Source organism: Dietzia sp. UCD-THP, assembly GCF_000349585.1.
GTDB lineage: Bacteria > Actinomycetota > Actinomycetes > Mycobacteriales > Mycobacteriaceae > Dietzia > Dietzia natronolimnaea_A.
In genome coordinates this window covers 361,211-384,248 of record NZ_KB714650.1, presented here as the reverse complement: position 1 = coordinate 384,248, position 23,038 = coordinate 361,211, and the positions used below count along the sequence as shown (strand labels likewise).

Genomic DNA, 23,038 nt, shown 5'->3' with positions numbered 1-23,038 from the left:
GTGCCGAGACGTCACAGACGCGCGGGAGGTGAGCGCCCGGCGCCCCGGAGGGACGGCCTCGGAGGCGCCGCACTGGAATCCGGCCCGTCGGGGGATCCGGACGACTACCACGTTCGGCGTGTGCCCGGCTCGCGCGCCGGGAAGGACTATCGCTGCCCGGGGTGTGACCAGGTCATCACCGCGGGTTCCCCGCACGTGGTCGCGTGGCCCGACAGGCCGCGCGGCGAGGACGACCGGCGCCACTGGCACAGCGGATGCTGGTCCGGGAGGGCGAACCGTGGCCTCACCCGTCGGTGGAGCTGAGCCGACGATCGTCACGCTGTGGAACGTCGACAAGGGGATCGGCGGGCAGGGCCGGATCGTCGTCCAGGCGGCCGGGGATGGGCTCCAGACGGGCTCGTATCGACGCGAGATCGGCGACGACCTGCTCGCGGACCGACTTCAGCTGCTCCACGTGGGCACGCGCCTTCGAGACGAGAGCCGCCGCCTCGGAGGTGGCCCGGTCGATCGTCCCGCGAGCCTGCTCCTCGGCCTCCCGCCGGACGGAGTCCGCCGCGGCCTTTGAGGCCTCCCGGCGCTCCCGGTCCTCGAGCAGGGACCGCGTCCTCCTCGCGTCGGAGGCGATGCGGTGGTCCTCGTCGATCAGATCGCGACGGTGGGCGGCCTCGAGATCGAGCCTGGCGGCCTCCCGCTCGGCGGCGAGGACGATCTCCTCAGCTCTCGCCCGCGCCGCATCGAGGATGCCGGTCTGTTCCGTCCGCACCGCGGCGGCGCGCTCTCGCGCAGCGGTGAGCTCCGCGGCGGCGGCCCCGCGGTCGGCCTCGGCGTCTCGTCGGGCCGAGTCGCGCAGGTTCCAGGCCTCGTCCTCGGCGTCGGCCCGGATGCGATCAGCGGCGGCGAGGGCGGCGTCGCGCATCGACTCGGCCTCGGCGGAGGCGAGGGACAGCATGGTGGAGAGCCGGTCGGACATCTGCTCGTTGGTGACCGGGGTCCGGCCGAGTTCCGCGACGCGGGCCTCGAGGGAGGCGGCGCGGGACCGTTCCTGCGCCGCCTCGGCCGCCGCTCGTTCAGCCCTCTCGACGGCGGCGTCGCGGTCCGCGCGGAGGAGTTCCACCTCGGCCTCGAGGCGTTGGAGCGCTGAGGTCACCTGCTCGCGGTCGAAGCCCCTGCGGACCACCGCGAACGGGCCGGCGCCCGTGGCGGCCATCTGTGTGCTCGACATGACCCCACCCTAGCGGGGCGGCCACGCCGGGGGACTAGTGCGATCCGGCGGCCGGCTCGACCAGTTCGAGCAGGACGCCCCCTGCGTCCTTGGGGTGGATGAAGTTGATCCGCGAACCCGCGGTCCCGTTCTTCGGAGCCGGGTACAGCACCCGCACCCCCCGCCCGGTGAGGTGGAACGTGATCGCGTCGATGTCGGTCACCCTCACCGCCATCTGCTGGATTCCCGGACCGTTGCGGTCGAGGTACTTGGCGATGGTCGAGGACTCGTCCAGGGGTGCGAGCACCTGCAGCAGCGCGCCACCGTCCGGTCGTCCCGGCGATCCGAGCATGGCCTCGCGTACGCCCTGCTCCTCGTTGACCTCCTCGTGCAGGTTCTCCAGCCCGAGGTTGTCGCGGTACCAGGCGACGGCGGCATCGAAGTCGGGGACGGCCACGCCGACGTGGTCGATCGCCACGACGAGCTCGGAGGGCAGTAGGGGCTGGTCGGCTGGGGTAGAGGTCATGGGGACCACGGTAGTCGGTGAGTGGAGACGGTAGTTTGGCGTGTACACGTTCAGCCCCTCGAATGGAAGGTCCGCAATGCCCGCCGACTCCACCCGCACCGTCATCGTCTCCGGGGCCCGCACCCCGTTCGGCCGCCTCCAGGGCGGGTTGTCCTCGCTCTCGGCCCCGGAGCTCGGTGGCATCGCGATCAGCGCCGCCCTCGAGCGGGGCGGTGTCTCCCCGGAGGCCGTCGACCAGGTGATCATGGGACAGGTGCTCTCCGCCGGAAATGGTCAGATGCCCGCTCGTCAGGCCTCGCTGGCTGCGGGCATCCCCAAGCGGGTCGACGCCCTGAGCATCAACAAGATGTGCCTGTCCGGACTGACCGCGATCGCGCTCGCCGATCAGGCGATCCGCTCCGGGTACTCCGAGGTGGTCGTGGCCGGGGGTCAGGAGTCGATGTCGCAGGCTCCGCACCTGCTGCCCAAGAGCCGCGCCGGGTACAAGTACGGATCGATCGAGGTCCTCGACCACATGGCCTACGACGGCCTGCACGACGTTCCGACCGACCAGCCGATGGGCGCCCTCACCGAGGCGCGCAACGTCGAGCTCGAGATCACCCGTGAGCACCAGGACGAGTTCGCCGCGACCTCCCATCAGCGTGCCGCCGCCGCCGCGGAGGCCGGCCGGTTCGCGGACGAGATCGTCCCGGTGACGGTCAAGGGCCGCAAGGGCGACACCGTCGTGGAGACCGACGAGGGGGTCCGTGCGGAGTCGACCGCGGAGTCGATGGGCAAGCTCCGGCCGGCGTTCTCGAAGGACGGGACCATCACCGCCGGGTCCTCGTCGCAGATCTCCGACGGCGCCTCGGCGGTCATCGTGACCTCGGCCGCGCGCGCGGAGGCCGAGGGGTGGCCGGTCCTCGCCGAGATCGTCGGGTACGGCACCGTCGCGGGCCCGGACTCGACCCTGCAGCACCAGCCCGCGGACGCGGTACTGGACGCGTGCAGGCGAGCGGACGTCAACGTGAAGGACGTCGACCTGTTCGAGTTCAACGAGGCCTTCGCCTCGGTCGGACTGCACTCGACCCGCATGCTCGATCTGAGCCCGGACCAGGTGAACGTGAACGGCGGCGCCATCTCGATCGGTCACCCGATCGGCGTGTCGGGCAACCGCGTCGTCCTGACCCTCGCGCTCGAGCTCGCCCGCCGTGGTGGTGGCCTCGGGGCGGCCGCCCTCTGCGGCGGCGGTGGGCAGGGAGATGCTCTGTTGATCCGCGTGCCCGCGACCAGCTGACCCCCGATCGGACCGGCCGTGGCAGGATCGAAGGCGTGACGAGACCAGGTAACCGACCCCCGTCCGCGTCCGAGCAGAAGCTCGCGGCCTCCCTCGCCGGCGCCGTCGACCTGTCGGGGTTGAAGAAGCGGGCGGAGGCGAAGCGGGACCCCGTCGCCGCCCGCACGCCCGGTGGGGACACGGGGCCGGTGACCCTGGTCGAGGTCGACGAGGCGACCTTCGAGCAAGAGGTGTTGGTCCGGTCGACTCAGGTCCCCGTCGTCGTCGAACTCATGTCCCGCCGGGCACCCACGGTACTGACCACCCTGCTGTCCTCGCTGGCCGAGGAGGGGGGCGGTCAGTGGGTACACGCGGTCGTCGACGTGGACGCCAACCCGGGGATCGCGCAGGCGTTCCAGGCGCGGGCGGTCCCGACCGTCGTCGCCGTCGCGGCGGGGCGGCCGCTGGCGGACTTCGAGGGGGAGCAGCCCGAGGACGCGCTGCGTCAGTGGATCGCGGCCGTCCTCCAGGCCACCGAGGGGAAGCTCAGCGGAGTCCCCGGGTCCGAGGCCACCGGGCAGCCGGACGACCCGGCAGATCCCGAACGTGACGCGGCCGAGGACGCACTCGCGGACGGCGAGTTGGCTACCGCGGAGGAGCGCTTCGCCGCGCTGGTGGACTCACGCCCGCGTGACCACTCGCTCCTCGAGGCGCTGAGGTACGTGCAGGCCGCTCGTCGTGCGGCCGAGGACGCCGATGCCGGCGAGGGCACGGTTGCCGCGGCCCTGCGGGCGGCCGACAGGGCTTTGGTGGGCGGAGAGTACGAGTCGGCGTTCGCGGTCCTCGTCGACGCGATCCGGGTGAGCGCGGGCGACGACAGGGCGGTCCTGCGGTCCCGGCTGGTCGATCTCCTCGAGTCGCTCCCGACGGACGACCCGCGAGCCCTGGCCGCCCGCCGCAACCTCGCCAACGCGCTGTACTGACGCCGCTGCGCCTCCCCCGGTCACCGGGTGTGTCGCAACCAGATCGTGGCGCGGGGACCGACGGTGATGCCCGCCGAGTGCGTCCGGCCGTGGTGTGGCCGCTCCTCGGCGTCGACCCCACCGAGGTTGCCAGTACCGGATCCCTCGTAGGCGGCGGCGTCGGTGTTGAGGATCTCCTCCCAGAACCCGGCCTCGGGGAGCCCGATCCGGTAGTCGTGCAGGGCGCTGCCCGAGAAGTTCACCACGCAGGCGATGGTGCTGCCCGAATGATCCGTCCGCAGGAAGGACAGGGCGTTGTGGTCGGAGTCGTTGGCATCGATCCACGAGAATCCCGACGGGTCGTCGTCGAGTGACCAGAGACCGGGGTTCTCCGCGTAGCGGGCGTTCATGTCGCTGACCGAGGCGAGGATGCCGCGGTGGTACTCGCCCTCCCAACCCTCGAGGTCCCCCCAGGTCACGCCCTGTTCGTCGTTCCACTCGCCGACCTGGCCGAACTCCAGTCCCTGGAAGAGGAGCTTCTTGCCCGGGTGGGCCCACATGTAGGCGTAGAGTCCCCGCAACCCGGCCGCCCGGTCCCACGAGGAACCCGGCATGCGCTGCCACATCGATCCCTTGCCGTGCACCACCTCGTCGTGGCTGAGCGGGAGCACGAAGCGCTCGCTCCAGGCGTACATCAGCGAGAACGTGATCTCGCCGTGGTGGTGGCCCCGGTAGACCGGGTCGAGGCCCACGTACCGCAGGGTGTCGTTCATCCACCCCATGTTCCACTTCATGGAGAATCCGAGCCCGCCGGTCTCGGTGGGGGCGGTGACGCCGCCCCACGACGTCGATTCCTCGGCGACCATGAGGAATCCCGGGTGCTCCCGCTGCACGGTCGCGTTGACCTCCTGGAGGAACGAGATGGCCTCGAGGTTCTCCCTCCCGCCATAGCGGTTGGGGGTCCACTCGCCCTCGTTGCGCGAGTAGTCCAGGTAGAGCATCGACGCCACGGCGTCCACGCGCAGACCGTCCACGTGGAACTCCTCGGCCCAGTACAACGCGTTGGCCACCAGGAAGTTCCGGACCTCGTGACGGCCGAAGTCGAAGACATAGGTGCCCCAGTCGGGCTGTTCACCGCGGCGGGGGTCCGCGTGTTCGTAGAGCGGGGTGCCGTCGAAGCGGCCGAGGGACCACTCGTCCTTGGGGAAGTGTGCGGGGACCCAGTCCATGAGCACGCCGATGCCGCGCGAGTGCAGGTGGTCGACCACGTAGCGCAGGTCGTCCGGGGAGCCGAAGCGACTGGTGGGGGCGTAATAGGAGGAGACCTGGTAACCCCAGGACCCGCCGAAGGGGTGCTCGGCGACGGGCATGAGTTCGACGTGGGTGAAGCCGGTCTCGGCCACGTGGTCGGCCAACTGGTGGGCGAACTCCCGGTAGCCCAGCCCCGGCCGCCAGGAGCCCACGTGGACCTCGAGGACCGTCATCGGGGACCGGGAGTGGTCGCGGGTCGCGCGGGTGGCGACCCACTCGTCGTCGTTCCACTCGTACCCGGACGTGAACACCCTGGATCCTGTCGCGGGTGGCACCTCGGTGGCCACGGCCAGCGGATCGGCGTGGTCGACGGTGCGACCGTCGGCGCCGCGGACGCAGTACTTGTACACGGCGCCGTCGGCGACGTCGGGAACGAACACCTCCCACACCCCGGAGGCGCCGATCGCGCGCAGGGGCAGCGCGACGGGGTTCCACCCGCAGAAGTCACCCACCACGCTGACGCCACGGGCGTTCGGGGCCCAGACGGCGAACGACGTGCCGGTGACGGGACCGCCGGGGGTCTCGTACGTGCGGACGTGCGCCCCGAGGACGGTCCACAGCCGCTCGTGACGGCCCTCGTTGACCAGATGGAGGTCCATCTCGCCCAGGGTGGGCAGGAACCTGTACCCGTCCGCGACGGTCCGGGTGTATCCGTCCGGGTAGGTGACGTGGAACCGGTAGTCGGGGACATCCGGCTCGTCCATCGTCGCCCCGAACACGCCGTCACCGAGCGGATCCATGGGGACGGTGCGGGAGCCGAGCACGATCTCCACCGAGGTGGCGCCGGGCTGCATGGTCCGCACGACGGAACCGCCGCCGGCCCGGTGGGCGCCGTAGACCGAATGCGGGTCGCGGTGGGTCCCCGAGCGCAGCGCGTCGAACTCGTCGCGGGGGATCTCGCCCGCCGGACCCGCCGGCGCGGTCGGACCTTCCGGCGCGGCCGGAGCCGGGGTCTGCCCCGACGAGTCCCGCGCGAGATCCTCGGGCGTCCGCCAGGTGGCCCCCGGGTCGACGGGCGGAGGCACCCGGCCTGGCGTGGTGGTGGGCTTGTCGGAGGCGGGCCTGCCGGAGGCGGGTCGACCCGCGCCGTGGTGCTTTGCCATGCCGTTGTCCCTCAATCCACGATGTGCGTGCGGTAGGTCAGTTCGACCCTACGTGCTTCGTCGCAGGGCGGGACCACGACGATGTGCGCGACCGCCGTCCACGGCTCGAGTCGCACGTAGTTACTCGAGCCCCAGTGGAACTCGTTGCCGGAGACCTCGTCGTGGACGCTGAACCGGGCGTCGTCGTCGTACCCGAGGGCTGCCATGTCCAGCCTGAGCGTGCCCTCCTGCACCCCGTGGGAATCGAGCGAGACGACGGTCAGGACGCAGTCACCGGTGGCGGGGTCGACCTTGGAGTAGGCGATGATCTGATCGTTGTCCACGTCGTGGAAACGCAGCGTGCGCAGCTGCTGGAGAGCGGGATGCTCACGCCGGATGCGGTTGAGGGTCCGCAGCCACGGGGCCAGGGACTGCCCCGCCGCCTCGGCGCCGGCGAAGTCCCGGGGTCGGAGTTCGTACTTCTCCGAGTCCAGGTACTCCTCGCTGCCCTCGGTGACGGGTTGCCATTCGAACAGCTCGAAGCCCGAGTACACGCCCCACGCCGGGCTGAGCGTGGCCGCGAGGACCGACCGGATCGCGAACATCGCCGGGCCTCCGCGCTGCAGCGACTCGTGCAGGATGTCCGGGGTGTTGGTGAACATGTTCGGCCGGGCTTCGTCGACGTGCGCCAGCAACTGCTCGCAGAACTCGACCAGGTCGGACTTCGTGGTCTTCCAAGTGAAGTACGTGTAGGACTGCGAGAAACCCCGCTTCGCGAGCCCGAACAGACGGGCCGGGCGGGTGAAGGCCTCGGCGAGGAACAGCACGTCCGGTTCGGTGCGCTTGACCTCCGCGATCAGGCGGCTCCAGAAATCCGCGGGCTTGGTGTGCGGGTTGTCCACCCGGAAGATCCGTACGCCCAGGGAGGTCCACATCCGCACCACCCGGAGCACCTCGGCGTAGATCCCCTCGGGATCGAGGTCGAAGTTGACGGGGTAGATGTCCTGGTACTTCTTGGGTGGGTTCTCGGCGTAGGCGATGTGGCCGTCGGGCAGCACCGTGAACCACTCCGGGTGGGCCTGCGCCCACGGGTGGTCCGGGGCGCACTGCAACGCCAGGTCCAGGGCGATCTCGACGCCGCGACCGGTGGAGTACTCGACCAGTTCGCGGAAGTCCTCGATCGTGCCGAGTTCCGGGTGCACGGCATCGTGTCCACCGTCCGCCGAGCCGATGGCCCACGGCGACCCGACGTCTCCCTCGGCCGGGGTGAGGGAGTTGTTCCGGCCCTTGCGGTTGACCACCCCGATCGGGTGGATCGGCGGCAGGTAGACCACGTCGAAGCCCATGTCCGCGGCGTGGTCGATGTACCCGCGGGAGGTGGCGAAGGTGCCGTGGACCGGCCGACCCTGCTCGTCCCATCCGCCCGTGGAGCGGGGGAAGAACTCGTACCAGGAGCTGAACTGGGCCTCACGGCGGTCGACCCACACGCGGTGGGTCTGGCCGGGCGTCACGAGCTCGCGGACGGGCCCCGCGGCCATCGCGGCCGCGACGTCATCGGACAGCGCGAGCGACGTCCGTGTCCCGGCGTCCCCGGTGCCGCGGAGCGCGGTGGCCGCCTCCGTCAGGAGCGTGGCGCGGTCGGTGTCGCCCGACGCGGCCGCCTGCGCGGCCCCGGCGTCCAGGACCCGCGCGCCCACCTCGAACTCGTTGCCCAGGACGTCGGCGCCCTGGCCGGCGTCCATCTTCTTGACGATGCCGCTGTTCCACGTGGCGAACGGGTCGGACCACGCCTCGACGCGGAACGACCACATCCCGGGGACATCGGTGTTCAGGAGCGCGTGGACGGTGTCCGCCTCCTCCCCGGGTATCATCGTCGTGCGGTAGGAGGCGCCGCCGGGTCGGCGGACCACCAGGCTCGCCGACAACGCGTCGTGGCCCTCCCGCCACACGGTCGCCGAGATCGGCAACACCTCACCCACGACCGACTTGGCGGGGAACCTCCCGCAGGAGACCAGGGGGCGGACCTCGTCGATGGCCAGACGGTCGTTCACGTCGGTGCTCCTCTCGGCTGCGGGCTCCGGGGTGTGGACGCCTCTACGACACGACGCTATCGAAGCGGGCACCGATCCGTCAGGGGCGTGGCGCCGGTGTTCACGGGCTCGTGCCGTGTTCCTCGACACCCGGCCACCGGGGAGGGGGTTAGATGGGGGTCGTGAGAACGCCTATCGAGACCGACCCCGACCTCGTCCTGGATCTGACCGACGTCTCGCTTCGCAGGGACGGGCGGACGCTCGTGGGACCCGTCACCTGGCAGGTCGAGCTGGACGAGAGATGGGTCGTCCTGGGGCCCAACGGTGCGGGCAAGACCTCGCTGCTGCGCATCGCCTCGGCGCTCGAGTACCCGAGCACCGGCTCGGCGGTGATCCTCGGTGAGCAACTGGGTCGCACCGAGGTCACCGAACTCCGGAGCCGGGTGGGGTTGTCGTCCGCCGCGGTGGCCGGCCGGATCCCGGGCGACGAGGTGGTCAAGGACCTGGTGGTCTCCGCCGGGTACGCCGTGTTGGGGAGGTGGCGGGAGGCCTACGACGAGGCCGACTTCGACCGCGCGGCGGACACCCTGGAGATGATCGGTGGCGAGCACCTGGCCGACCGCACCTGGGGGACCTTGTCGGAGGGCGAACGCAAGAGGGTGCTGATCGCCCGCGCGATGATGACCGACCCGGAACTGCTCCTGCTCGACGAACCCGGAGCGGGCCTGGATCTGGGGGGCCGGGAGGATCTGGTCGCCCGTCTGGCGGACATGGCTCTCGACCCCGACGCCCCGGCCACGGTCCTGGTGACCCACCACGTGGAGGAGATTCCCCCGGGTTTCACCCACGCGATGCTGCTCGCGGAGGGCGGGGTGACGGCCACCGGGCTGATCGACGACGTGATCACCTCCGAGAACCTCAGTCGCGCTTTCGCGCAGTCGATCGTCGTCGACGCCGTCGACGGACGCTACTTCGCCCGCCGCGCGCGCCGGTCCGGCCGGCACCGACGTCCGTGAGCCGCGTCTGCGACCCCGTGACGACCCCACCCGCGGACGTCCCCGTCCGCGAGGCCGCCACGGTGGCCCTGGTGCGTGACGCCCGCGTGGGCGGGGGAGTCGAGGTGTTCCTGCAGCACCGTGTGGCCACCATGCAGTTCGCGGCCGGGATGTCCGTCTTCCCCGGGGGCGGGGTGGAACCGCGTGACTACCGGGGCTCCCGGCCCTGGCGGGGCCCGGATCCGCGCTGGTGGGCCGACGCGTTCGGGATCGACGACGCCCGCGCGGCCGCGGCCGTCCGGGGCGTGGTGCGGGAACTCTTCGAGGAAACCGGCGTGCTTCTGGCCGAGCCCGACCGGACCGCCACCGGGCGGCCCCGTCCCGGTGGCGCACCCGGTCCCGGACCCGAGGAGCGTCGCGCGCTGGCCGCGGGGGAGGGCGACCTGGATGCGCTTCTCGAGGAGCACCGGCTGACCCTGTCCGCGCACCTGCTGCGTCCGTGGGACCGTTGGACCACTCCGCCGGGACCCCCTCGCCGGTACGACACGCTGTTCTTCGTGGCCGCGGTGCCAGCAGGGATGGAACCGGACGCCGGCACGAGCGAGGCGCGCGCGGCGGGATGGATGCGCGCCGACGACGCGGCGACCGCGGGAACCCTCGGGCGGCTCGGCATGCTGCGCCCGACCCTCGACGTCCTGGCCGGTCTCGCGGCGGCGGCCGACGTCTCCGAACTCCTCGCCACGGCCCGGTCCATCGCACCGGGCGGCAGGTAGGTGGTGGGACGGTGACCCCGGAGGACCTCGATTTCCTGCTCACCGCCGCCGGCCGGGACCTGCTCGACCTGGCCGCCGGGCTGGACTGGTCCCGTGACCGCCTCGTCGCCTCGACGGCTGCCGTCAGGAGGGCCGACGCCGGCCACGCCGCCGCGGCGATCGACCTCGTCACCGCGCGCCGCCGCGCGGACGGTCGGATCCGGGGTGCGGACCGGATGCTCGTGACGGACGACGCGGTTCAGCAGGCCACCGCCTGGCCCGTCGCCGCACTGCGGGCCGCGCGGTTGGCGGGCCGGGACGTCCACGACGTCACCTGCTCGGTGGGGGCCGAACTGGGCGAACTTGTGCGGACCGCCGACCGGGTCGTGGGGTCCGATCTCGACCGGGTCAGGGCCCGGATGGCCGCGCACAACGTGCCCGACGCGCTGGTGTGTGTGGCGGATGCCCTCGCCCCGCCCAGTCGGGACGTCGTGCTGCTCGCCGACCCCGCCCGACGGTCCGGGGGCCGCCGGATCCACGACCCCGCCCGGCTCAGCCCCCCTCTGCCGGACCTGCTGGCCGTGGCGCGCGGCGCGGACTACGCGATCAAGTGTGCGCCCGGTCTGGACACCTCGGTTCTCGACCACCCGGGGGAGGTCGAACTCGTCTCACTGGACGGGTCGGTGCGCGAGGCGTGCCTGTGGTCGGCGGGCCTGTCCGGCCGGGCGCGGCGCCGCGCGACCGTGGTGCGCACCACCGTCGCCGACGCGCCCGCGCCGTGGGGGGCACCGCGACTGGTCGCCGACGGCATCGCGGTCCATGCGGAGGAGGTGACGGACGAGGACGACGACGAGGTCGACGCCCACGGGGAGGCGGACCGGTTCATCGTCGATCCCGACGGGGCGGTCGTCAGGGCCGGCCTGGTGCGGCACTGGGCCCGCCGTCGCGGACTCCGTCAGCTCGACCCCCGGATCGCCCACCTGACCGGGCCGCACATCCCGGCCGGGTACACGGGGTTCGAGGTGCTGGAGCGGTGCCGGCTCGACCGCAAGGAACTGCGCAGGGCCCTCAGGCGCCGGGACTGCGGGTCACTGGAGATCCTGGTCCGCGGGGTGGACACCGACCCGGACGTGCTGCGGCGGTCCCTGGCACCGGGCGGCTCCCGCCCGCTGGCGCTGGTGGTGACGAGGATCGGCAGGGCCGCTGTGGTGTTCGTGTGCGGGCCGCGGACCGATCAGTCCGCCGACGTTCAGTCGTAGAGACGCCGGCGTTCACTCGTAGAGATAGACCGCACCGACCGCGGTCGTGAGCGCGATGCGGCCGTCGTCGTCCACACTCAGGCCGGAGACCGGCCCCGCGGCGGCCGGGACCTCGATCTCGTGCAGGGTGCTGCCGTCGTCGCCGTCGAGCAGGAGCAGGGCGATCCCCGGCTCGTCGTCGGTCCCGCCCGACCTCACCGCCACCAGCACCCGCCCGTCGGCGGTGGCGGCGGGGTTGGTGAGCTGGCGCAGGTCGTCGCGCCGCCACACCTCGCCGCCCTGGCCGTCCTCCCCCCGGCCACCGGCCCCGCGGACGGCGACCACGGGCGCGGGTCCGGCGTCGGCGGCGTGGTCGTCGTCCTGCCCCCTCCACACGGTCGAGGTGCGACCACCGGTGACCAGCGTGCCGTCCGGGAGCAGGGCGGGGGGCGTGTCGGGTCGGTATCCGATCGGGGACGACCACACGGGTGACCCGTCGGCGGTCGAGTAGGCGGACAGGGCGCCGTCCTCGGAGTGCAGGTAGACCTCGTCCCGGTCGTCCGACAGGACCACCGGGACCCCGAGACGACCCTCGGGGAGCCCGGCGCGCCACAGCACCTCCAGGCGCCCCGCGTCGCCGGCGGTGAACCGCACGGCGACCAGCTCGGGGGCCGGGCCCCCTGGTGTCCACGCGGTGAGATAGGCGGTGCCGGTCTCCGTGTCGACCGCTGCCGGGCCGGGCACGGGGCACCCGCGTTCACCGATGCCGCACCACGGCGACCCGAACCCCGGATCGGACGGTGCGATCTCCCCGGCGACCGGCAGTTCGGGCGAGGCGTCCAGACCGGTCTGGGTGTTGACCACCCGGACGATCCCCAGGTGGGAGACCGTCAGGAGGTGGCGGTTGTCGAGCAGCGTGATGGTGGTGGGGATGCCCCGGGTCCGGGCGAACCACCGGTTCTCACCCTCCGCCGACACCGCACCCACCCCTCCGTAGAAGGGAACGAAGAGGGATCCTCGGCCGTCGACGGTCGCGGTGATCCGCGGCCCGTGCGTCGGCAGGCGCAGGCACCACCGCTTGCGGCCGTCGTCGGCGGTCAGTGCGAAGAGGTTGCACCCCTGCTCGGAGACGGTCGCCTGGAAGAAGGAGCCGATCCCGTCGGAACCGGCGACCCCGGTCGCGGGCGCCCCCAGTGGTCGTGACCAGACCAGCGCCGGAGAATCGGAGACCGATGCGTGTGCGCGTCCGGAGTTCGGGGGGCCGCCGGCGACGGACGACCAGCTCTCGGCCTGCTCCAGGCGGGCGCCCCCGCTCTCGGTGTGGGACGCGCACCCCGCGGCGAGCCCGACCGCGACCGCACCCACCGCCAGAGCCCGCGCGGTCGGTGCGGCCCGCCGCGGAATCGATGCCGGTGCCACCTGGAGGTCCCCTTCACGTCGGATCGTCACCGGAGAGCGTAGTCCGAGGGGCGTCGCCGGGGGGACCGGGGCGCAATCCGCCGGTGCGCGAGAGCCGCCGCGGCTACCGTGACCGTGATCACCCGAGACCGGGTCACCGGACGACCCCACGAGAGGCGGACCCCGCGCGATGGCAGCCAGTTCAGGACTCGACACCGCTCTCACCCCTCTCGCCTTCCTGGAGAAGGCCGCGCGCGTGGTCCCTGACGCGACCGCCGTGGTGGACGGGCCCCGCCGGCAGAGCTACGCCGAGTTCGCCGACCGGGCCACGCGCCTGGCCTCGCTACTGCGGATGCGCGGGGTCGCCAGGGGAGAGCGCGTCGGGGTTCTGGCCCCCAACTCCGCCGAGGCGCTCCTGGCCCAGTTCGCCGTCCCGCTCGCCGGGGGAGCGGTGGTGGCGCTCAACACCCGTCTCGCGCCCCCGGAGGTCTCCTACATCGTCGAGCACGCCGGGATCTCCGTGCTCATCGCCGACGCCGGGCTCCTGGAGGGGTTGGGGAACGAGGTGCCGGAGTCGATCAGCCTGATCCTGGTGACCCCGGACGCCGACGGCACCCAACCGGACCCCGCCCGCTTCGGCCCCCGCGCCGAGGCACTGGAGGAGAGCCTCGCGCTGGCCTCCCCGCAGCCGGTGGCGTGGACGGTGGAGGACGAGGACTCCGTCATCGCCGTCAACTACACCTCGGGGACCACGGGACGCCCGAAGGGAGTGATGTACACCCACCGAGGTGCGTACCTCAACGCGCTCGGCGAGATCATCACCCAGGGGCTCGACGCGGACTCCCGCTATCTGTGGACGCTGCCGATGTTCCACTGCAACGGCTGGTGCACCACGTGGGCCCTGACCGGCGCGATGGGTACCCACGTGTGTCTGCGCGCCGTCCGGGGCGAGGAGATCTGGAGAATGTTCGACGACGAGGGGATCAACCGCCTCGCCGGCGCCCCGGCGGTGTTGAGCACGATCGCCGACGATCCGGCGGCCCGGCCGGTGGAGGGGATCCGCATGGTCACGGCCGGTGCGCCCCCCTCGCCCACGATCCTGCGACGGTTCGAGGACCTGGGCATCGACGTGACGCAGGTCTACGGGCTGACCGAGACCTACGGACCGTTCACGGTGTGCACGCCCCAGCCCGGGTGGGCGGAGCTGGACCCGGACGAGCGGGCGAGCCTGAAGTCCAGGCAGGGCGTGGCGATGATCCACGCCGACACGGTCCGGGTGGTCGAGCGGACCAGCCCCGGGGAGAAGCACCTCGTCGACGTCCCGGCGGACGGTGTGACGATGGGCGAGGTTGTCATGACCGGCAACGGCGTGATGAAGGGGTACTTCGCCGACCCCGAGGCCACCGCCACCGCGTTCGCCGGCGGGTGGTTCCACTCGGGCGATCTCGGGGTGATGCATCCGGACGGGTACGTCCAGCTGCTCGACCGCGCCAAGGACGTGGTCGTCTCCGGCGGCGAGAACATCTCCACGATCGAGGTCGAACAGGCGATCGTGGCGCACCCCGACGTGGTCGACTGCGCCGTGGTCTCGATGCCCGACGAGAAGTGGGGAGAGCGACCCAAGGCCTACGTCGTGGTCAGGCCCGGGTCGGAACTCGACGAGCACGGCGTGATCGACCACTGCCGGACGAGGATCGCCCGCTACAAGGTGCCGGGAGCGGTGGAGATCACCGAGGCCCTGCCGCGGACCTCCACCGGCAAGGTCCGCAAGAACGAACTGCGCGACGCGGCGTGGGCGGGGTGGGACACGCGCATCAACTGACGGACCCGCTCCGGCGGTACCGACGGCCCCGCTCCTGCGGTGAGGGCCCGGGTGGCGTTATTGTTGTCCCCAGGACCACAATCCGGTGCGCCCGGTCAGTTCGGAACGCACCCAGCCCCGACTCGCAGGAGGTCGACGCAGGCCCATGACGAACATCGTCGTACTGATCAAGCAGGTTCCGGACACCTACTCGGAGCGCAAGCTCTCCGATGGGGACTTCACCCTGGACCGTGAGGCCGCGGACGCGGTGCTCGATGAGATCAATGAGAAGGCCGTTGAGCAGGCACTCCAGATCAAGGAGGCCGAGGGGGGCGAGGTGACCGTCCTGACCGCCGGTCCCGACCGCGCCACCGAGGCGATCCGCAAGGCTCTGTCGATGGGCGCGGACAAGGCCGTCCACCTCAACGACGAGGCGCTCCACGGTTCGGACGTGGTCCAGACCGCGTGGGCCATCGCCAACGTGCTGGGCACCATCGAGGGCACCGAACTGGTCATCTGTGGCAACGAGGCCACCGACGGCCGCATGGGCAGCGTCCCGGCCATCATCGCCGAGTACCTGGGCCTGCCGCAGGTCACGCACATGCGCACCCTCGAGGTCTCCGGCGGGACGATCAAGGGCGAGCGCGAGACCGACGAGGGCGTCTTCGAGATCGAGGCCTCGCTACCGTGCGTCGTGTCGGTCGGCGAGAAGATCAACGAGCCGCGGTTCCCCTCCTTCAAGGGCATCATGGCCGCCAAGAAGAAGCCGGTCGAGGTCCTGACGCTCGCCGACACCAACGTCGAGGCCGGCCAGGTGGGCAAGGACAACGCCGCGTCCACCGTGACCTCGTCCGTCCCGAAGCCGCCGCGCAGCGCCGGTGAGAAGTTCAACGACGAGGGCGAGGGCGGCAACGAGGTCGCCAAGTACCTCGTGGCGCAGAAGCTCATCTGATCGCGCTCACCCCGAACGACTCCCACCACTGTTTTCCAAGGAGAATCCACCATGGCTGAAGTCCTCGTCGCGGTCGAGCACGTCGACGGCGAACTGAAGAAGGTCACCCTCGAGCTGCTCACCGCCGCACGCGCGCTCGGCGAGCCGTCCGCCGTTGTGTTCGGTGAGTCCGGCACCGCCGCGGCGCTCACCGACGCCCTGAAGGAGGCCGGCGCGGAGAAGATCTACGTGGCCGAGGGCGACGCGGTGCAGAACTACCTCGTCACCCCCAAGGTCGACGTCCTCGCCGGGCTCGCCGAGCAGGGTGCGGCGGCGATCGTCCTGGCCGCCACGTTCGAGGGCAAGGAGGTGGCGGGTCGGCTCGCCGCCCGCACCGGCTCCGGCACCCTCTGCGACGTCGTCGAGATCAAGTCCGACGGCTCCGCCGTCCACTCGATCTTCGGCGGCGCGTTCACCGTCGAGGCGACCGTCGCCGGCGACACGCCCATCTACACCCTGCGTCCGGGTGCCGTCGAGGCCGTACCGAGCGCCGGTGCCGGTGAGGTCGTCGAGATCGACGTCCCCGAGCCCGAGAACGCCGCCAGGGTCATCTCCCGCAACCCGATCGTCGGTGGCGACCGTCCGGAACTCACGGAGGCGACCGTCGTCGTCGCCGGTGGCCGCGGCGTGGGTTCGGCCGAGAAGTTCGAGGAGGTCGTGGAGCCGCTGGCGGACTCGCTCAAGGGCGCCGTCGGTGCCTCGCGTGCGGCCGTCGACTCGGGGTACTACCCGGGTCAGTTCCAGGTGGGTCAGACGGGCAAGACCGTCTCGCCGCAGCTGTACATCGCCCTCGGCATCTCGGGCGCCATCCAGCACCGCGCCGGGATGCAGACGTCCAAGACGATCGTCGCCGTCAACAAGGACGAGGAGGCCCCGATCTTCGAGATCGCGGACTACGGCATCGTCGGCGACCTGTTCGCTGTTGCCCCGCAGCTCACCGAGGCCATCAACGCCCGCAAGTAAGAGCGTCGTAGCGGCGTCGAGCCGCATCGACCGGACCCCGGCACCCCTGCGGTGCCGGGGTCCGGCGCGTTCGGGCGTATTCTTGCCGACGTCATGCTCACGATCCGCACACCGCACTATCTCGACCACGCCGCCACCACCCCGATGCGTCAGTCGGCTCTGGCCGCGTACATCGAGGCCGCCGCGAGCGTCGGTAACGCCTCGTCTCTGCACGGAGCCGGCCGACACGCGCGTCGTCGGCTCGAGGAGGCCCGCGAGTCGCTGGCCGCCCACCTCGGGTGCAGGCCCTCCGAGGTCGTGTTCACCTCCGGTGGGACCGAGTCCGACAACCTCGCGGTGTTGGGTCAGGCGGCCGCCTCGAGCGGTGACGTCGTGGCCGTCGGGGCGACCGAACACCACTCGGTTCTCGACTCCGCCGCGCACCTGGCCACCCCGCGCGGCGGGGGTATGGACGTCCGCCTGCTTCCGGTGGACCGGTGTGGGGCCGTGGCGCCCGCCTCGGTCCGCGGGATCGTGGACGAGGTGGGTGGGCGCCTGGCCCTCGTCGCCGTCATGCTCGGCAACAACGAGATCGGCACCCTCAGCGACGTCGCCGGGGTGGCGGCCGTCGCCACCGCCGCCGGTGCGGCCGTCCACACCGACGCCGTACAGGCCGTCGGACACGTCCCGGTCGACTTCGGCGCCCTGGGTGTGACGTCCCTGAGCCTGTCCGCGCACAAGTTCGGTGGCCCCCTGGGGGTCGGTGCGTTGATCATCGACCGCGGCGCTGCGTGTCTCCCGGTGGGCTTCGGCGGTGGCCAGGAGCGGGATCTCAGGTCGGGGACGGTCGACGTCCCGGGCGTCGTGGCGATGGCCGCTGCCCTCGATGAGGCCGTCCGGGACATGGAGGCCGAGGCGATCCGCCTGGAACGCCTGCGGGACCGGTTGGTCGCGGGTGTCCTCGCCGCGGTCCCGGACGCCGTGTCCAACGGCGGAGGGCAGCGTCTGCCGGGGATCGCCAACCTCACCTTCCCGGGCTGCTCCGGGGAATCCCTGATCCTGCTGCTCGATGCCGCGGGGATCGAGTGCTCCACGGGCTCCGCGTGCACGGCGGGGGTGGCCGAGCCCAGTCACGTGCTGCTGGCCCTGGGCGCGGGGGACGCGGCCGCGAGGAGCAGTCTGCGACTGAGTCTCGGCCACACCACGACCGAGGACGACGTGGACGCGGCGATCGCCGCACTGGCCCCCGCGGCCGAGAGGGCCCGCGTCGCGGGGCTCGGGTTGATCGGCACCGGGGTGACGACGTCGTGAGGGTCCTGGCCGCCATGAGCGGGGGAGTCGATTCCGCCGTCGCCGCCGCGCGCGCCGTGGCCGCCGGTCATGAGGTGGTGGGTGTGCACCTCGCTCTGAGTGCGGACCCGGCGACGCTGCGGACGGGCTCCCGCGGGTGCTGTTCGCGTGAGGACGCGGGTGATGCGCGCCGAGTGGCCGATCTGCTGGGCATCCCGTTCTACGTCTGGGACTTCGCGGAGCGGTTCAGGGCGGACGTGATCGACGACTTCGTCGAGTCGTACTCCCGCGGCGAGACCCCCAATCCGTGCCTGAGGTGCAACGAGCGGATCAAGTTCGAGGCCCTCCTCGACCGGGGGATGGCGCTCGGGTTCGACGCGGTGGCCACCGGACACTATGCCCGACTGTCCGTCGAGGAGACGGAGTCCGGCGAGTCGCGCCCGGTCCTGCGCCGCGCGGTCGATCCCGGCAAGGACCAGTCCTATGTCCTGGGTGTGCTCACCCCGCGACAACTCGCGCACTCGATGTTCCCGCTGGGGGACTCCCACAAGTCCGAGGTCCGCGCCGAGGCCGAGTCGTCGGGTCTTCCCGTGGCGACCAAGCCCGACAGCCACGACATCTGCTTCATCCCCTCCGGGGACACCCGAGCCTTCCTCGGCGCGCGGATCGGCGTGCGGCCCGGTGCGGTGGTCGACGCCGACAGCGGTGACGAACTCGGCCGGCACGACGGCGTGTACGGGTTCACGATCGGACAGCGCAAGGGACTCGGTCTGCCGGGCCCGGCGCCCGACGGCCGCCCCAGATACGTGACGTCCATCGACGCGGACTCCGGGACCGTGACCGTCGGGGGGGCCGAGCACCTGCTGTCCCGGGCGATGACCGCGTCCTCGCCCTACTGGTTGGTCGACGAGACCATCCGGGAGGCCGCGTGCCACGTGCAGATCCGTGCGCACGGACAGGCCACTCCGGGGTATGTCAGACGGGTGGGGGACGGTGCGGACGCCCGGTTGGAGATCTCGCTCGACGAACCCGTGCGTGGGGTCGCCGCCGGCCAGGCGGCCGTGCTCTACCGGCCCGAGCCCGGTGGCGACCGCGTTCTGGGAAGTGGCACCATCACCGCCTCCGTCCCGGCCGCGACCGCTCCGTGACCTCCGTCGTGCCGGGGTTCACCGGCCCTGGCCCCATGCGGGGAACGGATCCCCGGGAGGCCGCGCGGGTGGTTCTCGGTGAATGCCACCGGATGCCGTTCCTCCCGGAGCTGACCGACCGGGGGCTCGGAGCCGATCAGGTGGGCAGGACCCTGGCCATGCTCGCCGACCTCCCGGTCGACGTCTCCACCCGGGGCTGGCGACTCGCGGGCTCACCGGGGCGACCGGCCCGGAGGGCCTCCGATCTGCTCGACCGTGACCTCGACGCGCTGGAGGAGGCCGACGAATCGGTGAGGGATCCCGAGGTCGATCGCGCCTCGGAGGACCGTCGCCTCGTGGTGCGGGTACTGGGCCCCTGGTCTCTCGCCGCGCGGGTGGAGTTGCCCGCCGGGTCACCGGTCCTCACCGATCGAGGGGCCCGGAGGGACCTCGCCGAGGCGCTGGCCGAAGGGGTGGCCGCCCGCGTCACCCGGCTGGCGGCGCGCCTGGGCGCCGGTGCGAGAATCCTGCTCGACGAGCCGATGATCTGGCACATCGCGGCCGGCTCCGTTGCCGGACCGAGCCGGTTCGACCCGATCCCGGCGGTGCCCGAGGATCGGCTGTCGCTGTCCCTCTGCCGGTTCGCCGACGTCCTGCGGCGCCACGGGGTGGCGGAGGTGATGCTCCGCGTCCCCACGGACGGTGGAGACGAGGCGCCCGCCAGCTGGGCCGCCCTCACCCGCACCCCCGACGGTGAGACCCCCCTCGACGGGCTCTGCATGGCGGCCGACACACTCCACTCGGGTGGCTCCCATGCCGCTCTCGACGCCGCGGGGACGGTCCTCGACGGCGGGCGGATCCTCCAGCTCGAGGGCCTGCCGGGGTCGACGAGACCCCCGTCGTCCGGGCCGGAGGTGGAACGTCGTGTCGCCGCGATCCTGGCGCTTCTCGAGCGGCTGAGCGCACCCCGGTACGCGGGGTTGCGACAGTTGGTCCTCACCCCGACCGTGGACGACATGGTCTCGCCACACCTCACCTCAGGGGAGGTACTGGGGACTGTGCGTCGGGTGGCCGAGGCCGCGCCACGGTTGGCCGAGTAGCCGGTCCCGCGTCGATCGGTCGCGGGTCGGTGTGCCCCGGGTCGATTGGTCGCGGGCCGGTCCGGTCGAGGGCGACCGGCCACTGCGTGTTGACGTCCGAGGCGTCCTTGCCCGACTGCTGGAGATAGGCGGCGAAATCCCGCTGCCGCGCTTCGTGCCACAGCGCCTGCTGGGCGTTGACCGCGCGCCAGTCCGCTCCGGCCAGGTCGGGGAGCGAGCCAAGCAGTTTCCATGCCAGGCGGGCCGCCGCGAGTGCGTCGGCACCGGCCTCATGTGCACCGTCCAACCTCACGCCGTGGTGAGTGCACAGGGCCCCGAGGGTGCGCTTGCCCCGGCGGTACGGGTCTACCGCGCGGTCGATGACGAACGGGTCGACCACCGGGCCGAGCACCTCGAATGACGGGTCCCATCTCCTGAGGATGGTGAGGTCGTACGCGGCGTTGAACACCACCAGGGTCCGCCCCTCCCGCCACCCCGTCCGGACGCCCGCGATGGTCTCGGCCACCACCTCCGCATGCGGACGTCCGTGGGCCCGGGCATGGGCGGTCGTGATGCCGTGGACCGCCGTCGCGCCCTCCGGGATGTCGATCCCGGGATCGGCCAGCCAGGTGCGCTCCACCTTGCGGGGCCCGTCGATCGCCAGGAGGGCCGAGGTGACGACGTGGGCGGTCCGGGGATCGGGCCCGGTGGTCTCGAGGTCGAAGGCCAGCAGCCGGTTCCGATCGGGTGGGACGGCGTTCGTGATCTCCGGGTTCATGCGGCCACCGTAGGCCAGCGCCCCGACATCGCGGGCACGTGTCGGATTACCCTGTGCTGGTGACCCACGCCAGTCGAAGCACCGCACCCCTCGGCACCGGGGACATCCCTCCGGAGGTTCGTCAGCAGTGGACCGAGCTCGCGGAGACGGTGAGGGACCACCAGTTCCGCTACTACGTCAGGGATGCCCCCATCGTCTCCGACGCCGAGTTCGACGCACTTTTCCACGAGTTGGAGGCGCTCGAGGAGCGCCACCCCGCCCTGCGGACCGCGGACTCGCCGACACAGCTCGTGGGTGGTGGGTTCTCCACCGACTTCGCGCCGGTGGAGCACCTGCAGCGGATGACGAGCCTGGACAACGTGTTCTCCGAGGAGGAGCTGCGTGCGTGGGTGGCGTCAGCCGTCGAACAGTCGCACCTCGCGGCGGACGACCTGCGCTTCCTGTGTGAAGTCAAGATCGACGGGGTGGCGCTCGACCTGGTCTACCGCGACGGCAGGCTGGTCAGTGCGGCCACCCGCGGCGACGGTCGGACAGGTGAGGACGTGACCCTCAACGCCCGGACGATCGACGACATCCCGGTCACGCTCACCCCCACACGGGACCGCCCCGTACCCGCGGTGCTCGAGGTGAGAGGGGAGGTGTTCTTCCGCCTCGAGGATTTCGCCGAACTCAACGCCCGGCTCGTCGCCGAGGGCAAGCCGCCGTTCGCCAACCCGCGCAACAGTGCCGCCGGGTCACTGCGCCAGAAGAACCCGGCGATCACCGCCCAGCGACGACTCGGCATGTACTGCCACGGTCTCGGAGTGGTCGAGGGCGCGACCTTCGACAGCCTCCACGACGTCTACCTCGCGCTCGCGGACTGGGGGCTTCCCGTCTCGCCACACACCGCCCCGGCGACCGGGATCGACGAGGTCCTCGAGCGGATGCGGTACTGGGGAGAGCACCGCGACGACCCGGAGCACGAGATCGACGGCCTCGTCGTCAAGATCGACGACCGGTCGGTCCAGCGTCGACTCGGTCAGACGTCGCGGGCACCGCGGTGGGCGATCGCCTACAAGTACCCACCCGAAGAGGTGATGACCGACCTCCTCGACATCCGGGTCTCCGTGGGCAGGACGGGGCGCGTCACCCCGTTCGCCCACATGAAGCCGGTACTGGTCGCCGGCTCCACGGTCTCACTCGCGACCCTGCACAACCAGACCGAGGTCAGGCGGAAGGGCGTGCTGATCGGCGACACCGTCGTGATCCGCAAGGCCGGCGACGTCATCCCCGAGGTGCTCGGCCCGGTGGTGGAGCGCCGGGATGGTACCGAGCGGGAGTTCGTCTTCCCCGAGCGCTGTCCGGAGTGCGACACGGTCCTGGCCCCGGCGAAGGAAGGTGACGCCGACTGGCGCTGCCCGAACCAGCGTTCCTGTCCGGCACAACTCCGTGAGCGACTGTTCTACCTGTCGTCGCGCAACGCCCTGGACATCGAGGCGCTCGGCTACGAGGGGGCCTCCGATCTGCTCACGAGCGGGGTGTTGGTCAACGAGGCAGGCCTGTTCGACCTCACCGAGGCCGACCTCCTCCGCACCTCCCTCTACACCCGCGTGGAGAAGGCGACCCGCAAGCAGGTCGAGGAGGGCGCCGACCCCGAGCGCACCGTGCTCAACGAGAACGGCCGCAAGTTGCTGGCGAATCTGGAGACGGCGAGCGACCGACCCCTGTGGCGGGTGTTGGTGGCACTGTCCATCCGCCATGTGGGGCCAACGGCCGCGCGGGCGTTGGCCACACGCTTCGGTTCGATGGAGGCACTCCGCGCCGCCACCGAGGAGGAGTTGGCCGAGACGGACGGCGTCGGGTCGACCATCGCGGCCTCGGTGGTCGAGTGGTTCGACGTGGACTGGCACCGCGAGATCGTCGACCGGTGGGCGGCCTCCGGAGTGTCGATGGCCGACGAACGCGACGAGTCGATCCCGCGCACCCTGGAGGGCCTGACCATCGTGGCGACGGGATCCCTCGAGGGGTTCACCCGTGACGGGATCAAGGAGGCGATCATCGCCAGGGGCGGCAAGGCCTCGGGATCGGTGTCCAAGAAGACCGACTACGTCGTGGTGGGGGACAACCCGGGGTCGAAGGCGACCAAGGCGCAGGAGCTGGGGCTGACCATCCTCGACGAGGCCGGATTCGTGGAGCTGATGGAGAACGGCCCGGAGCCTCGGGCCGACGGGGCGCCTGCCGGGACCTGACTTCGGATGCCCCGCCGCCGGGTCGCCGTTCGGGGTGACCACTCGGGGTGAC

The 23,038-nt window shown here is 71.8% G+C and carries 18 protein-coding genes and 1 pseudogene; 13 read left to right on the top strand and 6 right to left on the bottom strand.

Annotation, left to right across the window (positions count from 1 at the left end):
• Entirely contained in the window at window positions 1–303 is a 303-nt protein-coding gene (locus H483_RS40110; protein ID WP_081615183.1) for an ATP/GTP-binding protein, read from the top strand.
• On the opposite strand, the gene H483_RS30295 is transcribed toward H483_RS40110, so the two are convergent.
• Both H483_RS30295 and mce read right to left on the bottom strand, forming a co-directional pair.
• Window positions 284–1,222, bottom strand: a complete 939-nt coding sequence (locus H483_RS30295; RefSeq protein WP_017837063.1) for a hypothetical protein — start codon at window positions 1,220–1,222, stop codon at window positions 284–286. The two genes, H483_RS40110 and H483_RS30295, sit on opposite strands and share 20 nt — an antisense overlap.
• Before the next feature lie 34 nt (window positions 1,223–1,256).
• Window positions 1,257–1,727, bottom strand: coding sequence for a methylmalonyl-CoA epimerase (gene mce, locus H483_RS30290; protein ID WP_031264909.1), 471 nt, complete (start codon window positions 1,725–1,727; stop codon window positions 1,257–1,259).
• 76 nt (window positions 1,728–1,803) lie between these two features.
• Here mce and H483_RS30285 point away from each other — a divergent pair, with 76 nt between their 5' ends.
• Both H483_RS30285 and H483_RS30280 read left to right on the top strand, forming a co-directional pair.
• On the top strand, window positions 1,804–3,003 hold the full coding sequence (locus tag H483_RS30285; protein WP_017837061.1) for an acetyl-CoA C-acetyltransferase: 1,200 nt from the start codon (window positions 1,804–1,806) through the stop codon (window positions 3,001–3,003).
• Between the two features lie 35 nt (window positions 3,004–3,038).
• Window positions 3,039–3,965: a tetratricopeptide repeat protein gene (locus tag H483_RS30280; protein WP_017837060.1), complete on the top strand. Its 927-nt coding sequence runs from the start codon at window positions 3,039–3,041 to the stop codon at window positions 3,963–3,965.
• Window positions 3,966–3,985: 20 nt separating this feature from the next.
• Here the strand turns inward: H483_RS30280 and glgB are convergent, their stop codons facing one another.
• The gene (gene glgB, locus H483_RS30275; RefSeq protein WP_017837059.1) at window positions 3,986–6,358 is read right to left on the bottom strand and encodes a 1,4-alpha-glucan branching protein GlgB; all 2,373 of its coding nucleotides are present in this window, start codon (window positions 6,356–6,358) and stop codon (window positions 3,986–3,988) included.
• A gap of 11 nt (window positions 6,359–6,369) precedes the next feature.
• Window positions 6,370–8,388 (bottom strand): maltotransferase domain-containing protein, encoded by a 2,019-nt coding sequence (locus tag H483_RS30270; protein WP_017837058.1) that lies wholly within the window; start codon window positions 8,386–8,388, stop codon window positions 6,370–6,372.
• A gap of 152 nt (window positions 8,389–8,540) precedes the next feature.
• On the opposite strand from H483_RS30270, the gene H483_RS30265 reads away from it, so the two are divergent.
• Genes H483_RS30265 through H483_RS30255 form a run of 3 tightly spaced genes read left to right on the top strand, consistent with a single transcriptional unit; the run spans window position 8,541 to window position 11,373 of the window.
• On the top strand, window positions 8,541–9,383 hold the full coding sequence (locus H483_RS30265) for an ABC transporter ATP-binding protein (protein ID WP_017837057.1): 843 nt from the start codon (window positions 8,541–8,543) through the stop codon (window positions 9,381–9,383).
• A gap of 17 nt (window positions 9,384–9,400) precedes the next feature.
• A complete protein-coding gene (locus tag H483_RS30260) occupies window positions 9,401–10,135 on the top strand; it encodes an NUDIX domain-containing protein (protein WP_141244244.1) in 735 nt (244 codons plus the stop codon).
• A gap of 11 nt (window positions 10,136–10,146) precedes the next feature.
• Complete coding sequence (locus H483_RS30255) at window positions 10,147–11,373, top strand: hypothetical protein (protein WP_017837055.1); 1,227 nt, start codon at window positions 10,147–10,149, stop codon at window positions 11,371–11,373.
• Window positions 11,374–11,385: 12 nt separating this feature from the next.
• On the opposite strand, the gene H483_RS30250 is transcribed toward H483_RS30255, so the two are convergent.
• The gene (locus H483_RS30250) at window positions 11,386–12,801 is read right to left on the bottom strand and encodes a PQQ-binding-like beta-propeller repeat protein (RefSeq protein WP_017837054.1); all 1,416 of its coding nucleotides are present in this window, start codon (window positions 12,799–12,801) and stop codon (window positions 11,386–11,388) included.
• A 139-nt stretch (window positions 12,802–12,940) separates the two neighbouring features.
• Between H483_RS30250 and H483_RS30245 the strand changes: the two genes are divergently transcribed.
• The 6 genes from H483_RS30245 (at window position 12,941) to H483_RS30220 (ending at window position 20,001) form a co-directional block, all read left to right on the top strand.
• The gene (locus H483_RS30245; RefSeq protein WP_017837053.1) at window positions 12,941–14,572 is read left to right on the top strand and encodes an AMP-binding protein; all 1,632 of its coding nucleotides are present in this window, start codon (window positions 12,941–12,943) and stop codon (window positions 14,570–14,572) included.
• Window positions 14,573–14,717: 145 nt separating this feature from the next.
• Window positions 14,718–15,503 carry an electron transfer flavoprotein subunit beta/FixA family protein gene (locus H483_RS30240; RefSeq protein ID WP_017837052.1) on the top strand — a complete coding sequence of 262 codons (786 nt, stop codon included), beginning with the start codon at window positions 14,718–14,720 and terminating at the stop codon, window positions 15,501–15,503.
• Between the two features lie 51 nt (window positions 15,504–15,554).
• The gene (locus H483_RS30235) at window positions 15,555–16,505 is read left to right on the top strand and encodes an electron transfer flavoprotein subunit alpha/FixB family protein (protein ID WP_017837051.1); all 951 of its coding nucleotides are present in this window, start codon (window positions 15,555–15,557) and stop codon (window positions 16,503–16,505) included.
• A 93-nt stretch (window positions 16,506–16,598) separates the two neighbouring features.
• Window positions 16,599–17,795, top strand: a complete 1,197-nt coding sequence (locus H483_RS30230; protein WP_017837050.1) for a cysteine desulfurase family protein — start codon at window positions 16,599–16,601, stop codon at window positions 17,793–17,795.
• Window positions 17,792–18,922: a tRNA 2-thiouridine(34) synthase MnmA gene (gene mnmA / locus H483_RS30225; protein WP_017837049.1), complete on the top strand. Its 1,131-nt coding sequence runs from the start codon at window positions 17,792–17,794 to the stop codon at window positions 18,920–18,922. The genes H483_RS30230 and mnmA overlap by 4 nt, the downstream gene beginning before the upstream one ends.
• The gene (locus H483_RS30220) at window positions 18,919–20,001 is read left to right on the top strand and encodes a hypothetical protein (protein WP_017837048.1); all 1,083 of its coding nucleotides are present in this window, start codon (window positions 18,919–18,921) and stop codon (window positions 19,999–20,001) included. The genes mnmA and H483_RS30220 overlap by 4 nt, the downstream gene beginning before the upstream one ends.
• A gap of 70 nt (window positions 20,002–20,071) precedes the next feature.
• On the opposite strand, the pseudogene H483_RS30215 reads toward H483_RS30220, so the two are convergent.
• Window positions 20,072–20,758 (bottom strand): annotated as a pseudogene (locus tag H483_RS30215) (exonuclease domain-containing protein); the annotation flags it as partial.
• 59 nt (window positions 20,759–20,817) lie between these two features.
• On the opposite strand from H483_RS30215, the gene ligA reads away from it, so the two are divergent.
• A complete protein-coding gene (gene ligA / locus H483_RS30210; protein ID WP_042329865.1) occupies window positions 20,818–22,986 on the top strand; it encodes an NAD-dependent DNA ligase LigA in 2,169 nt (722 codons plus the stop codon).
• Window positions 22,987–23,038: the final 52 nt, after the last annotated feature.

Bases quoted from the DNA above. Each gene is read 5' to 3' on its own strand.
- H483_RS30295 (WP_017837063.1), bottom strand. From the start codon at position 1,222: ATGTCGAGCACACAGATGGCCGCCACGGGCGCCGGCCCGTTCGCGGTG.
- mce (WP_031264909.1), bottom strand. From the start codon at position 1,727: ATGACCTCTACCCCAGCCGACCAGCCCCTACTGCCCTCCGAGCTCGTC.
- H483_RS30285 (WP_017837061.1), top strand. From the start codon at position 1,804: ATGCCCGCCGACTCCACCCGCACCGTCATCGTCTCCGGGGCCCGCACC.
- glgB (WP_017837059.1), bottom strand. From the start codon at position 6,358: ATGGCAAAGCACCACGGCGCGGGTCGACCCGCCTCCGGCAGGCCCGCC.
- H483_RS30265 (WP_017837057.1), top strand. From the start codon at position 8,541: ATGGGGGTCGTGAGAACGCCTATCGAGACCGACCCCGACCTCGTCCTG.
- H483_RS30245 (WP_017837053.1), top strand. From the start codon at position 12,941: ATGGCAGCCAGTTCAGGACTCGACACCGCTCTCACCCCTCTCGCCTTC.
- H483_RS30240 (WP_017837052.1), top strand. From the start codon at position 14,718: ATGACGAACATCGTCGTACTGATCAAGCAGGTTCCGGACACCTACTCG.
- H483_RS30235 (WP_017837051.1), top strand. From the start codon at position 15,555: ATGGCTGAAGTCCTCGTCGCGGTCGAGCACGTCGACGGCGAACTGAAG.
- H483_RS30230 (WP_017837050.1), top strand. From the start codon at position 16,599: ATGCTCACGATCCGCACACCGCACTATCTCGACCACGCCGCCACCACC.